Genomic DNA, 12,852 nt, shown 5'->3' with positions numbered 1-12,852 from the left:
TCAATAGCTTGCGGATGAATAAACTTTTTTTAGGACTGATGCCAGTTATATTTCTGTTTTATTAACCGCATGCTAAAAGTTAAATGCCGCGCATTTAATTAAACCGCACAGGATAATTACTCTGCCAAAGTGATAAATAATCAATGATGAAATCCAAAATGAAATTGATGCCATTATTGGTGTCTGTGACCTTGATGAGTGGGTGCACCGTCTTACCTGGCAGCAATATGTCGACCATGGGTAAGGATGTGATTAAACAGCAAGATGCTGATTTCGACCTTGATCGGATGGTAAATGTCTATCCCCTGACACCAAGACTGGTGGAGCAATTACGCCCACGCCCGAACGTGGCCCAGCCGAACGTTTCGCTGGATCAGGAGATCTCCTCTTATCAGTATCGCGTCGGCCCAGGCGATGTCGTTAGCGTTACCGTCTGGGACCACCCGGAGTTGACGACGCCAGCCGGTCAGTACCGTAGCTCGAGCGATACCGGCAACTGGGTACAGCCTGACGGCACCATGTTCTATCCCTACATTGGCAAAGTACACGTGGTTGGCAAAACGCTGGCCGAGATCCGTAGTGATATTACCAGCCGCTTAGCGCAGTACATCGCTGATCCGCAGGTGGACGTTAATATCGCCGCGTTCCGTTCGCAAAAAGCCTATATCTCCGGGCAGGTCAATAAATCGGGGCAGCAGGCGATCACCAACGTGCCGCTGACCGTACTTGACGCTATCAACGCCGCAGGCGGGCTGACCGAAAATGCCGACTGGCGCAATGTTGTATTGACCCATCAGGGCAAAGAACAACGCATCTCCTTGCAGGCGCTGATGCAAAACGGCGACCTGAGCCAGAACCGACTGCTCTATCCGGGTGACATCCTCTTTGTGCCGCGTAATGACGATCTGAAAGTGTTCGTGATGGGCGAAGTGAAGAAACAGAGCACCCTCAAAATGGACTTCAGCGGCATGACGCTGACCGAAGCGCTGGGCTCGGCGGAAGGTATCGATCTGACGACCTCCAATGCCAGCGGCATCTTCGTTATTCGTCCGCTCAAAGGACAGGGCAGCAACGGCAAGATTGCCAACATTTATCAGCTGGATATGTCCGATGCCACCTCTCTGGTGATGGCAACCGAGTTCCGCCTCCAGCCGTATGACGTGGTCTACGTGACGACCGCACCGGTTGCTCGCTGGAACCGCCTGATCAACCAGTTGCTGCCGACGATCAGTGGCGTTCGCTACATGACCGACACGGCAAGCGACGTTCATAACTGGTAATCCGCGATGTTTAACAAAATTCTGGTGGTGTGCGTGGGGAACATTTGCCGTTCCCCCACGGCCGAGCGGCTGTTAAAGCAATATCAGCCGGGGCTGACGGTGGGTTCTGCAGGCCTGGGTGCGCTGGTAGGCAAAGGGGCCGACGAGCGTGCAACGAGCGTGGCAGAGCAACATAACCTCTCTCTCGACGGGCATTGCGCCCGTCAGGTTTCAGCCGCCATGTGTCGGGAATATGACCTGATCCTGGCGATGGAAAAGCGCCATATTCACGCTCTGTGCGATATCGCGCCGGAGATGCGCGGCAAAGTGATGCTGTTTGGTCACTGGGACAACGAACGCGAAATCCCCGATCCCTATCGCAAAAGCCGTGAAGCCTTTGAAGCGGTTTACACCTTACTTGACCAGTCTGCCCGTCAGTGGGCGCAGGCACTGAACGTTCAGCAGGGATAACAATGACAGAAAAAGTAAAAGCTTCTTCCGCCTCGACCGCGGGCAGCGATGAAATCGATATTGGTCGCCTGATTGGGACCGTGGTTGAGGCGCGCTGGTGGGTGTTAGGCACCACCGCCGTCTTTGCGCTGGCGGCAGTGGTCTACACCCTGTTCGCCACTCCCATCTACAGCGCCGATGCGCTGGTGCAGATCGAGCAAAACACCGGCAACTCGCTGGTGCAGGATATTGGCTCGGCGCTGGCAAACAAGCCACCGGCTTCAGAAGCGGAAATTCAGCTGCTGCAGTCGCGTCTGGTGCTGGGTAAAACCGTGCGAGACCTGGGTCTGGATATCGCCGTTAGCAAAAATACCTTCCCGGTCTTCGGCGCGGGCTGGGATCGTCTGATGGGACGGCAAAACGATACCGTCAAAGTGACCGACTTTAGTCTGCCAAAGGGGACGGCCGATCAGGTCTTTACCCTCGAAGTGCTGGGGCCTAAGCAGTACCAACTGACCAGCGACGCCGGCTTTAGCGCCCGTGGCGAAGTAGGGCAGTTGCTCAGCAAAGATGGCGTGAGCATTAAAGTGAACGCGATTCAGGCCGCTGAGGGCAGCGAGTTTACCGTCACCAAGTTCTCCACGCTTGGGATGATTAACAACCTGCAAAATAACCTCACGGTGACGGAAACGGGTAAAGATACCGGCGTGCTGAGCATGACCTTTACCGGTGAAGATAAAGATAAAATCCGCGATATCCTGAACAGCATCACCCGCAACTATCTCGAGCAGAACGTTGAGCGTAAATCCGAAGAAGCGGCGAAGAGCCTGGCCTTCCTGGCGAAACAGCTTCCTGAAGTGCGCGCCAGCCTGGATGAAGCCGAGAACAAACTCAACGCCTATCGTCAGGATAAGGACTCGGTTGACCTGCCTTTAGAGGCGAAATCGGTGCTGGATTCGATGGTCAATATCGACGCCCAGCTGAACGAGCTGACCTTTAAAGAGGCGGAAATCTCCAAGCTCTATACCAAACGTCACCCGGCATACCGCACGCTGCTGGAAAAACGTAAGGCCTTAGAGGATGAGAAAGCCAAACTGAACAACCGCGTGACCGCCATGCCGAAGACCCAGCAAGAGATTGTGCGTCTGACGCGTGATGTGGAGTCGGGTCAGCAGGTTTATATGCAGCTGCTGAACAAACAGCAGGAGCTGAAGATCACTGAGGCCAGTACCGTAGGCGATGTCCGTATCGTCGACCCGGCCATCACCCAGCCTGGGGTACTGAAGCCGAAGAAAGCGCTGATTATTCTCGGCAGCATCATTCTTGGCCTGATGCTCTCGATTGTGGGCGTACTGCTGCGCTCTCTGTTCAACCGCGGTATCGAAAGCCCGCAGGTGCTGGAAGAGAACGGCATCAGCGTCTATGCCAGCATCCCGCTCTCTGAATGGCAAAAATCCCGCGACAGCGTTAAAACCGTGAAGGGGGTTAAGCGTTACAAACAGAGCCAGCTGCTGGCGGTGGGTAACCCAACGGATCTGGCGATTGAAGCGGTGCGCAGCCTGCGTACCAGCCTCCACTTCGCCATGATGCAGGCGAAAAATAACGTCCTGATGTTGACCGGTGTTAGCCCGTCCATTGGTAAGACCTTTGTCTGTGCCAACCTTGCGGCTGTCATCAGCCAGACCAACAAGCGCGTGCTGCTGATCGACTGTGATATGCGTAAGGGCTACACCCACGAGCTGCTCGGCACCAATAACGTTAATGGCCTGTCAGAAGTGCTGTTGGGCAAAGGCGACATTGAGAACTGCGCCAAACCCACTTCTATTACCAATTTCGACCTCGTACCGCGTGGTCAGGTGCCGCCAAACCCGTCTGAACTGTTGATGAGCGAGCGCTTTACTCAGCTGATTGCATGGGCGAGCAAACACTATGACCTGGTGTTAATCGATACCCCGCCAATCCTTGCCGTGACGGATGCCGCCATTGTCGGCCGCCACGCGGGAACCACCCTGATGGTAGCGCGTTATGCAGTCAACACCCTTAAAGAGGTGGAGACCAGCCTCAGCCGCTTCGAGCAGAACGGCATTGAGGTGAAGGGGGTCATTCTTAACTCCATCTTCCGTCGCGCCACCGGGTACCAGGATTACGGGTACTACGAGTACGAATATAAGTCTGACAGTAAATAACCTGTTTTCCTCACCCTGACTCTCCCAGAGGGGGAGGGCTGGGGTGAGGACATCGAATTCATCCGGGGAAGACCATGACCACACAACGCCCATTGATCTCTATCTATATGCCGACATGGAATCGTCAGCAGTTGGCGATCCGCGCGATTAAATCGGTTTTACGTCAGGATTACGACAACTGGGAGCTGATTATTGTTGATGACTGCTCTTCCTCCTGGGAGCAGTTACAGAACTTCGTTACCGACCTCAATGACCCGCGAGTGATGTATACGCACAACGCGATCAATTCCGGCGCCTGCGCGGTACGCAATCAGGCGATTTTGCAGGCTAAAGGTGAGTTTTTAACCGGTATTGACGATGACGATGAGTGGACGCCAAACCGTCTCTCTATCTTCTTGTCTCACAAGGCGCAGTTGGTAACGCACGCGTTTCTGTATGCCAACGATTATGTCTGCCAGGGCGAAGTCTATTCACAACCGGCGAGCCTGCCGCTCTACCCGAAATCGCCTTATTCCCGTCGCCTCTTTTATAAGCGCAATATTATTGGTAATCAGGTCTTTACCTGGTCATGGCGTTTCAAAGAGTGTCTGTTCGACACTACCCTGAAAGCGGCACAGGACTACGACATCTTCCTGCGCATGGTGGTGGAGTACGGTGAGCCGTGGAAGGTAGAGGACGCCACGCAGATCCTGCACATCAACCACGGTGAGATGCAGATTACCTCCTCGCCGAAAAAGTTCTCCGGCTACTTCCATTTTTACCGCAAGCACAAAGACAAGTTCGACCGTGCGAGCCGTAAGTATCAGCTCTTTACCCTCTACCAGATTCGCAACAAGCGCATGAACTGGCGCACGCTGCTGACGCTCTTTTCTGTGCGTAATACCAAGCGTCTGGCTGACGGGCTTCGGGGGAAATAATGTTTCTGGAAGATTGCCGCGCAAACGGCTGGAGCCTGCGCCCCTGCTGCATGGTTCTGGCTTATCGCATCGCCCATTTCTGCTCTGTCTGGCGCAAGAAGAATGTGATTAATAACCTCTGGGCGGCGCCGGTACTGGTGCTCTATCGCATCATTACCGAATGCTTTTTTGGCTATGAGATTCAGGCTGCGGCCACCATTGGTCGTCGCTTTACGATTCACCACGGCTATGCGGTGGTGATCAATAAATTTGTGGTCGCCGGGGATGATTTCACGATCCGCCATGGGGTCACCCTGGGTAATCGCGGCCCGGACAATCTTGCCTGCCCGGTAATTGGCAATAACGTTGAGCTTGGAGCCAACGTGGTGATGATTGGCGAAATCACAGTGGGGAATAACGTCACCGTTGGTGCGGGCAGCGTCGTGCTCGACAGTATTCCGGACAACGCGCTGGTGGTGGGTGAAAAAGCCCGCGTGAAGGTGATTAAATGAATATTCTGCAATTTAATGTTCGTCTCGCTGAGGGCGGGGCAGCAGGCGTCGCGCTGGATCTGCACCAGCGCGCTTTACAAAAAGGGCTCGCGTCGCGTTTTGTCTACGGCTATGGCAAGGGCGGTAAAAAAAGCGTGAGTCACGATAACTATCCGCAGGTGGTGAAGCACACCCCGCGCCTGACCTCGGTGGCAAACATCGCGCTGTTTCGCCTCTTTAACCGGGATCTGTTCGGCAACCTGAATAACCTCTATCGCACGGTAACCCGCACGCCGGGTCCGGTGGTTCTGCACTTTCATGTGCTGCACAGCTACTGGTTAAAGCTGACAGAGGTGGTGGCGTTTTGTGAAAAGGTGAAAGGGCATAAACCCGATACCACCTTCGTCTGGACGCTGCATGATCACTGGAGCGTAACCGGCCGCTGCGCGTTTACCGATGGCTGTGAAGGCTGGAAAACGAACTGCCAGAAATGCCCGACCCTCGAGAATTATCCGCCGGTGAAAATTGACCGTGCCCATCAGCTGGTGGCGGGTAAACGTCAGCTGTTTCGCGACATGCTGGCGTTGGGCTGCCAGTTTATCTCCCCGAGCCAGCACGTCGCCGATGCGTTCAATAGCCTGTATGGGGCAGGGCGCTGCAAGATCATTAATAACGGCATCGACGTTGCCACCGAAGCCATTCTGGCAGAGCTGGAGCCGGTCGCGACGACAGCGGGCAAACCGAAAATCGCTATCGTCGCCCATGACCTGCGTTACGACGGTAAAACCAATCAGCAGCTGGTGCGCGACATGATGGCGCTCGGCGACAAAATTGAGCTGCACACCTTCGGTAAATTTTCGCCGTTCGAAGGGGCTAACGTGGTGAACCACGGCTTTGAAACCGACAAACGCAAGCTGATGAGCGCCCTCAACGGTATGGATGCGCTGGTGTTCAGCTCCCGGGTCGATAACTACCCCCTGATTTTATGTGAAGCGCTCTCTATTGGCGTGCCGGTAATTGCAACGCACAGCGATGCGGCGCAAGAGGTGCTGGAGAAATCGGGCGGGAAAACCTTCTCTGAGCAGGAGGTACTGCCGCTGGTCCAGCTGCCGAAGGCCGAGATTGCCCAGGCTGTTTTTGGCACTACCCTGGAATCGTTCCGCAACCGCAGCCGCAAGGCTTACAGTGGCCAACAGATGCTGGAGGAGTATGTCTCGTTCTATCAGAATCTGTAGTTATCTGCTGCTGCCGCTGATTTACCTGCTGGTCAACGTCAAGATTGCCCAGCTGGGGGAGAGCTTCCCCATCACCATCGTCACCTTCTTACCGGTTCTGCTGTTGTTGTATGTCGATAAGATAAGCGTGAAGAAGTTGATGATTGCGCTGGGGCTCGGCGCCGGACTTACCGCCTTTAACTACATCTTTGGTCAGTCGCTGGATGCCAGCAAATATGTCACCTCGACCATGCTGTTTGTTTATATCGTTATTATTATCGGTATGGTGTGGAGTATTCGGTTTAAAACCATCTCTCCACATAATTATCGGAAGATCCTCAGGTTCTTTTATATTGTCATTGCCATCATTGTTATGCTTGCCGCTATGGAAATGGCGCAGATTATTTTAACCGGTGGCAGTAGCCTGATGGAGATAATCTCGAAATATCTGATTTACAGTAACAGCTATGTTCTGAACTTCATTAAGTTCGGTGGAAAACGAACCACTGCGCTCTATTTTGAACCGGCATTTTTTGCTCTGGCTTTAATCTCAATTTGGCTCAGCATCAAACAGTTTGGTATCAAAACCCCTAAGAGCGATGCTATGATTCTTGCAGGAATTGTCCTGTCAGGGTCCTTCTCAGGGGTGATGACATTTATCCTGTTTTACCTGCTGGAATGGGCGTTTCAGTACCTGAATAAAGAGGCGATTAAGAAAAAACTGCCCCTGGCAATCATTTCATTAGCGGTGTTTTTAGTCGGGCTGGTATTCGCGTTCCCGTACATTTCTACCCGTCTGGGTGATTTAGGAACAGAAGGCTCGTCATCTTATTATCGTATAATTGGACCGCTGGTGATGGTGGGTTATTCATTAACCCATATTGATGGTGTAGTAAGATTCGGCTCACTTTACGAATATGTTGCATCATTCGGAATCTTTAACGGTGCGGACGTGGGTAAAACCATAGACAATGGTCTGTATCTGTTAATTATTTATTTTTCCTGGTTCGCCGTTTTGTTAACGCTGTGGTATCTGTTCAAAGTATTCAAAATGACGATCAACGCGTTTGGTGATAATCAGAATTTTCGTGTGCAGCTTTATCTTTTTACGCCGGTTTCACTGTTCTTTACTGGGTCAATTTTTAGCCCGGAGTATGCGTTCTTAATTGTCTGTCCGTTTATTTTGCGCAAAGCGCTTAATATTACGAATTCATAACGAGGTGGTTATATGTTTCTTAGCGTCATTACTGTCGCCTTTCGTAATTACGATGGGGTAGTAAAAACCTGGCGCTCGCTGCGCAATCTGGCACGCGACCCCAGCCTCACTTTTGAATGGATCGTGGTCGATGGCGGCTCGGACGATGGCACCGCAGAGTTTCTCGAAAAACGCAACGGTGAGTTCAACTTACGTTATATCAGCGAGAAAGATAAAGGCATCTACGACGCCATGAATAAGGGCATCGACATGGCGCAAGGTCGTTACGCGATCTTCCTGAACTCCGGTGATGTGTTCCATGAAGACGTCGCGTTGTTTGTGCGCCAGCTGATGCGTGAAAAAGAGAATGCCATGTATATCGGCGATGCGCTGCTCGATTTCGGCGACGGGAATAAAGTCAAACGTGCGGCAAAACATGGTTGGTATATTTATCATAGCCTGCCCGCCAGTCATCAGGCTATTTTCTTCCCGGTCAATGGCTTAAAAACCTACCCCTATGATTTGCAGTATAAGGTTTCATCCGATTACGCCCTTGCCGCCAGAATGTTTAAAGCGGGCTTCCCGTTTAAACGCATTAAAGGGTTGGTGTCGGAATTCTCAATGGGCGGCGTTTCAACCTCGAATAATCTGGAATTGTGCCAGGACGCCAAAAAAGTCCAGCGCAAAATATTACGAGTGCCAGGGTTCTGGGCGGAATTATCTTATTTTTTACGTCTGAAAACGACGGGTAAAACGAAAGCCCTCTATAACAAAGCCTGAATATAAGAGAACGTTATGCAGGATCTTATTGGTTTTTCCATGCCGAAGGGGTTTCGCGGCGCAAACGGAATCAAAGTTCAATTGTGGTGGGCCGTACAGGCAACGTTATTTGCCTGGTCACCGCAAATTTTATATCGCTGGCGAGCATTTTTATTACGACTCTTCGGCGCAAAAATAGGAAAAAACGTAGTCATTCGCCCATCGGTAAAAATTACCTATCCGTGGAAATTAACCCTCGGAGATTATGCCTGGGTAGGGGATGACGCGGTGTTATATACCCTTGGCGACATTACCATCGGCGCAAACGCGGTGGTATCGCAAAAGTGTTATTTGTGCACTGGCAGCCACGATTTTATGAGCCCGCATTTTGATATTACCGCCACGCCTATTGTGATTGGTGAAAAATGCTGGCTGGCAACAGATGTTTTTGTTGCACCGGGTGTAACTGTTGGTGATGGCACCGTTATTGGCGCCCGCAGCAGCGTTTTTAAATCGCTACCGGCAAATGCAGTTTGCCGTGGCAATCCCGCAGTGGTGATACGCGAACGCGTAGAAACTGAAAAACTTTGATAAGTAGAGGAAAATAAACATGTCTAAAGTCGCTCTCATCACCGGCGTTACCGGACAAGATGGTTCTTACCTGGCAGAGCTGCTGCTGGAAAAAGGGTATGAAGTGCACGGTATTAAGCGTCGTGCCTCTTCGTTTAACACAGAGCGTGTTGACCATATCTATCAGGATCCGCACGCGGCTAACCCGAAATTCCATCTGCATTACGGCGACCTGACCGACACCTCTAACCTGACCCGTATCCTGCAGGAAGTGCAGCCGGATGAGGTTTACAACCTGGGGGCAATGAGCCACGTTGCGGTCTCCTTTGAATCCCCGGAATACACCGCAGATGTTGACGCCATCGGTACCCTGCGTCTGCTGGAAGCGATTCGCTTCCTGGGTCTGGAGAAGAAAACCCGTTTCTATCAGGCGTCCACCTCTGAGCTGTACGGCCTGGTGCAAGAGATCCCGCAGAAAGAGACCACCCCGTTCTACCCGCGTTCTCCGTATGCCGTAGCCAAAATGTACGCCTACTGGATCACCGTGAACTACCGTGAATCCTATGGCATGTATGCCTGTAACGGCATCCTGTTCAACCACGAATCTCCACGTCGCGGCGAAACCTTCGTCACCCGTAAAATCACCCGCGCTATCGCTAATATCGCGCAGGGTCTGGAGAAGAAACTGCACCTGGGCAACATGGACTCCCTGCGTGACTGGGGCCATGCGAAAGATTACGTGAAAATGCAGTGGATGATGCTGCAGCAGGAAAAACCAGAAGATTTCGTTATCGCTACCGGCGTGCAGTACTCCGTGCGTCAGTTCGTAGAGATGGCCGCAGCGCAGCTGGGCATCAAACTGCGCTTTGAAGGCACCGGCGTTGAAGAGAAAGGTATCGTGGTCTCTGTAACCGGCCATGACGCACCGGGCGTGAAACCAGGCGATGTGATTGTTGAGGTTGACCCGCGTTACTTCCGTCCTGCTGAAGTAGAAACCCTGCTGGGCGACCCAACCAAAGCGCACGAAAAACTGGGCTGGAAGCCGGAAACCACGCTGCAGGAGATGGTCGCAGAGATGGTGGCAAAAGATCTCGAAGCCGCGAAGAAACACTCCCTGCTTAAGTCCCATGGCTACGAGGTTGCCATCGCGCTGGAGTCCTGAGAATGACAAAACAACGTATTTTTGTCGCCGGTCATCGCGGAATGGTGGGTTCCGCGATTGTTCGCCAGCTTGAACAGCGCGGCGACGTCGAGGTGGTTGTTCGCACCCGCGACGAGCTGAATCTGCTTGATAGCCGTGCGGTAGAAGATTTCTTTGCCAACACGCGCATTGACCAGGTCTATCTGGCGGCGGCGAAAGTGGGCGGTATTGTGGCGAACAATACCTACCCGGCGGATTTCATCTACGAGAACATGATGATCGAGAGCAACATCATTCACGCGGCGCATAAGCATGACGTGAACAAGCTGCTGTTCCTCGGATCCTCCTGTATCTATCCGAAAATGGCGAAGCAGCCTATCGCTGAGAGCGAACTGCTGCAGGGGACGCTGGAAGCGACCAACGAGCCGTACGCGATTGCCAAAATTGCCGGGATTAAGCTGTGTGAGTCCTACAACCGTCAGTACAACCGCGACTATCGCTCGGTGATGCCGACCAACCTGTACGGGCCGCACGATAACTTCCACCCGAGCAATTCGCACGTGATCCCGGCGCTGCTGCGTCGGTTCCACGAAGCCACTGCGGATAACGCACCGGACGTGGTGGTGTGGGGCAGCGGTACGCCGATGCGCGAGTTCCTGCATGTGGATGATATGGCGGCAGCCAGCATTCACGTGATGGAGCTGGATCGCGAGGTATGGCAGGAGAATACCGAGCCTATGCTGTCGCACATTAACGTGGGTACCGGCGTGGACTGCACCATTCGTGAGCTGGCACAGACCATCGCGAAAGTGGTGGGCTACAAAGGCCGCGTGGTGTTCGACGCCAGCAAACCGGACGGCACCCCGCGCAAACTGCTGGATGTGACCCGTCTGCATCAGCTGGGCTGGTATCACGAGGTATCACTGGAACAGGGGCTGGCAAGCACGTACCAGTGGTTCCTGGAAAATCAGCACCGCTTCCGGGGGTAATGATGTTTTTAAGTCAGGAAGATTTTGCCACGGTCGTTCGTTCCACTCCGCTCATCTCTATTGATTTGATCGTGGAGAACGAACGCGGCGAGTTCTTACTGGGGAAACGAACCAATCGTCCTGCACAGGGCTTCTGGTTCGTGCCCGGTGGGCGCGTACAGAAGGATGAGACGCTGGCGAATGCCTTTGAGCGACTGACTCTCGCGGAGCTGGGCCTGCGTCTGCCAATGGCGGCAGGGCAGTTTTACGGGGTCTGGCAGCACTTCTATGACGATAACTTTTCAGGTCCGGACTTTACCACCCACTACGTGGTGCTCGGTTTCCGTCTGAAGGTCAGTGAGGCAGACCTGCGTCTGCCTGACGCCCAGCATGACGACTACCGCTGGCTGACGCCAGAGGCGCTGCTGGCAAGCGACAATGTTCACGACAACAGTCGGGCCTATTTCCTTGCCGAGCGTCAGGCCGGGGTGCCGGGACTATGAAAATCCTCGTTTACGGAATCAACTACTCCCCAGAGCTGACCGGGATCGGGAAATACACCGGTGAGATGGTCGAGTGGATGGCGAGCCAGGGTCACGAGGTGCGGGTCATTACCGCACCGCCTTACTACCCGGAGTGGAAAGTGGGCGAACGCTACTCCGGCTGGCGTTATCGTCGGGAAGAGGGCAAGGCCACCGTGTGGCGCTGCCCGCTTTATGTACCGAAGCAGCCATCGACGCTGAAACGTTTAATTCATCTGGGCAGCTTTGCCCTGAGCAGTTTCTTCCCGCTGATGGCGCAGCGTCGCTGGAAGCCGGATCGCATTATTGGCGTCGTGCCGACGCTCTTTTGCACGCCAGGCATGCGTCTGCTGGGCAAACTCTCCGGCGCGCGCACCCTGCTGCATATTCAGGATTATGAAGTGGACGCCATGCTTGGCCTGGGAATGGCCGGCAAAGGGAAGGGCGGCACCGTTGCGAAACTGGCGAGCGCCTTCGAGCGCAATGGCCTGCACAACGTCGATTACGTCTCGACCATCTCGCGCTCCATGATGAACAAAGCGCAGGAGAAGGGGGTGGCGGCGGAAAAAGTCATCTTCTTCCCTAACTGGTCGGAAGTGGCGCGCTTTCGTGACGTGACAGAAAGTGACGCTCAGGCACTGCGCACGCAGCTGGGTTTGCCTGACGAGCACAAAATCATTCTTTACTCGGGCAACATCGGCGAAAAGCAGGGGCTGGAGAGCGTGATCGAGGCTGCGACCCAGCTTAGCGACCAGCCATGGCAGTTTGTCATTGTTGGCCAGGGGGGCGGCAAAGCCCGACTGGAAAAAATGGCCACCGAACGCGGCCTGACGAATGTGAAATTTTTCCCGCTTCAGTCCTACGACGCATTGCCGGCGCTGCTAAAGATGGGCGATTGCCATCTGGTGGTACAGAAACGCGGCGCGGCAGATGCCGTCCTGCCGTCGAAGCTGACCAACATACTCGCCGTCGGCGGTAACGCAGTCATCACCGCCGAAGCCGAAACCGAATTAGGCCAGCTGTGCGACAGCTATCCAGGGATCGCCGTCTGCGTAGAGCCAGAGTCGGTCTCTGCCCTGGTCGCCGGCATTGAACAGGCACTCGCCATGCCAAAAGAGAACACGGTGGCACGTGAATATGCCGAACGCACGCTCGAAAAAGAGAACGTGCTGAGCCAATTTATTGCAGATATACGGGGATAA

At 53.6% G+C, this 12,852-nt stretch carries 13 protein-coding genes; all 13 read left to right on the top strand.

What is annotated here, in order from left to right; genetic code table 11:
• Positions 1–143 precede the first annotated feature (143 nt).
• Positions 144–1,280: a polysaccharide export protein gene (locus B3B59_RS14050; RefSeq protein WP_040074884.1), complete on the top strand. Its 1,137-nt coding sequence runs from the start codon at positions 144–146 to the stop codon at positions 1,278–1,280.
• A gap of 6 nt (positions 1,281–1,286) precedes the next feature.
• Positions 1,287–1,730 carry a low molecular weight protein-tyrosine-phosphatase Wzb gene (gene wzb / locus B3B59_RS14045; protein ID WP_040074885.1) on the top strand — a complete coding sequence of 148 codons (444 nt, stop codon included), beginning with the start codon at positions 1,287–1,289 and terminating at the stop codon, positions 1,728–1,730.
• Between the two features lie 2 nt (positions 1,731–1,732).
• Entirely contained in the window at positions 1,733–3,895 is a 2,163-nt protein-coding gene (gene wzc, locus B3B59_RS14040; protein WP_286782666.1) for a tyrosine-protein kinase Wzc, read from the top strand.
• Positions 3,896–3,969: 74 nt separating this feature from the next.
• The gene (gene wcaA, locus B3B59_RS14035) at positions 3,970–4,812 is read left to right on the top strand and encodes a colanic acid biosynthesis glycosyltransferase WcaA (RefSeq protein WP_286809348.1); all 843 of its coding nucleotides are present in this window, start codon (positions 3,970–3,972) and stop codon (positions 4,810–4,812) included.
• Positions 4,812–5,303: a colanic acid biosynthesis acetyltransferase WcaB gene (wcaB, locus tag B3B59_RS14030; RefSeq protein WP_040074888.1), complete on the top strand. Its 492-nt coding sequence runs from the start codon at positions 4,812–4,814 to the stop codon at positions 5,301–5,303. The genes wcaA and wcaB overlap by 1 nt, the downstream gene beginning before the upstream one ends.
• On the top strand, positions 5,300–6,517 hold the full coding sequence (gene wcaC / locus B3B59_RS14025; RefSeq protein WP_263616162.1) for a colanic acid biosynthesis glycosyltransferase WcaC: 1,218 nt from the start codon (positions 5,300–5,302) through the stop codon (positions 6,515–6,517). The genes wcaB and wcaC overlap by 4 nt, the downstream gene beginning before the upstream one ends.
• Positions 6,492–7,712, top strand: coding sequence for a colanic acid polymerase WcaD (wcaD, locus tag B3B59_RS14020; protein ID WP_040074890.1), 1,221 nt, complete (start codon positions 6,492–6,494; stop codon positions 7,710–7,712). The genes wcaC and wcaD overlap by 26 nt, the downstream gene beginning before the upstream one ends.
• Positions 7,713–7,724: 12 nt before the next feature.
• Positions 7,725–8,471 carry a colanic acid biosynthesis glycosyltransferase WcaE gene (gene wcaE, locus B3B59_RS14015; RefSeq protein WP_046884800.1) on the top strand — a complete coding sequence of 249 codons (747 nt, stop codon included), beginning with the start codon at positions 7,725–7,727 and terminating at the stop codon, positions 8,469–8,471.
• Between the two features lie 15 nt (positions 8,472–8,486).
• Positions 8,487–9,041: a colanic acid biosynthesis acetyltransferase WcaF gene (wcaF, locus tag B3B59_RS14010; RefSeq protein WP_286809345.1), complete on the top strand. Its 555-nt coding sequence runs from the start codon at positions 8,487–8,489 to the stop codon at positions 9,039–9,041.
• Positions 9,042–9,060: 19 nt separating this feature from the next.
• The gene (gmd, locus tag B3B59_RS14005; RefSeq protein WP_040074894.1) at positions 9,061–10,182 is read left to right on the top strand and encodes a GDP-mannose 4,6-dehydratase; all 1,122 of its coding nucleotides are present in this window, start codon (positions 9,061–9,063) and stop codon (positions 10,180–10,182) included.
• 2 nt (positions 10,183–10,184) lie between these two features.
• Complete coding sequence (gene fcl, locus B3B59_RS14000) at positions 10,185–11,150, top strand: GDP-L-fucose synthase (RefSeq protein ID WP_286809343.1); 966 nt, start codon at positions 10,185–10,187, stop codon at positions 11,148–11,150.
• 2 nt (positions 11,151–11,152) lie between these two features.
• A complete protein-coding gene (locus B3B59_RS13995; protein WP_040074896.1) occupies positions 11,153–11,632 on the top strand; it encodes a GDP-mannose mannosyl hydrolase in 480 nt (159 codons plus the stop codon).
• A complete protein-coding gene (gene wcaI / locus B3B59_RS13990; RefSeq protein WP_046884803.1) occupies positions 11,629–12,852 on the top strand; it encodes a colanic acid biosynthesis fucosyltransferase WcaI in 1,224 nt (407 codons plus the stop codon). The genes B3B59_RS13995 and wcaI overlap by 4 nt, the downstream gene beginning before the upstream one ends.

Source organism: Leclercia sp. UBA2479, from assembly GCF_002341985.1.
Taxonomy (GTDB): Bacteria; Pseudomonadota; Gammaproteobacteria; order Enterobacterales; family Enterobacteriaceae; genus Enterobacter; species Enterobacter pneumoniae.
The sequence above is the reverse complement of the archived record's forward strand: the minus strand, read 5'-3'. Positions and strand labels throughout refer to the sequence as shown.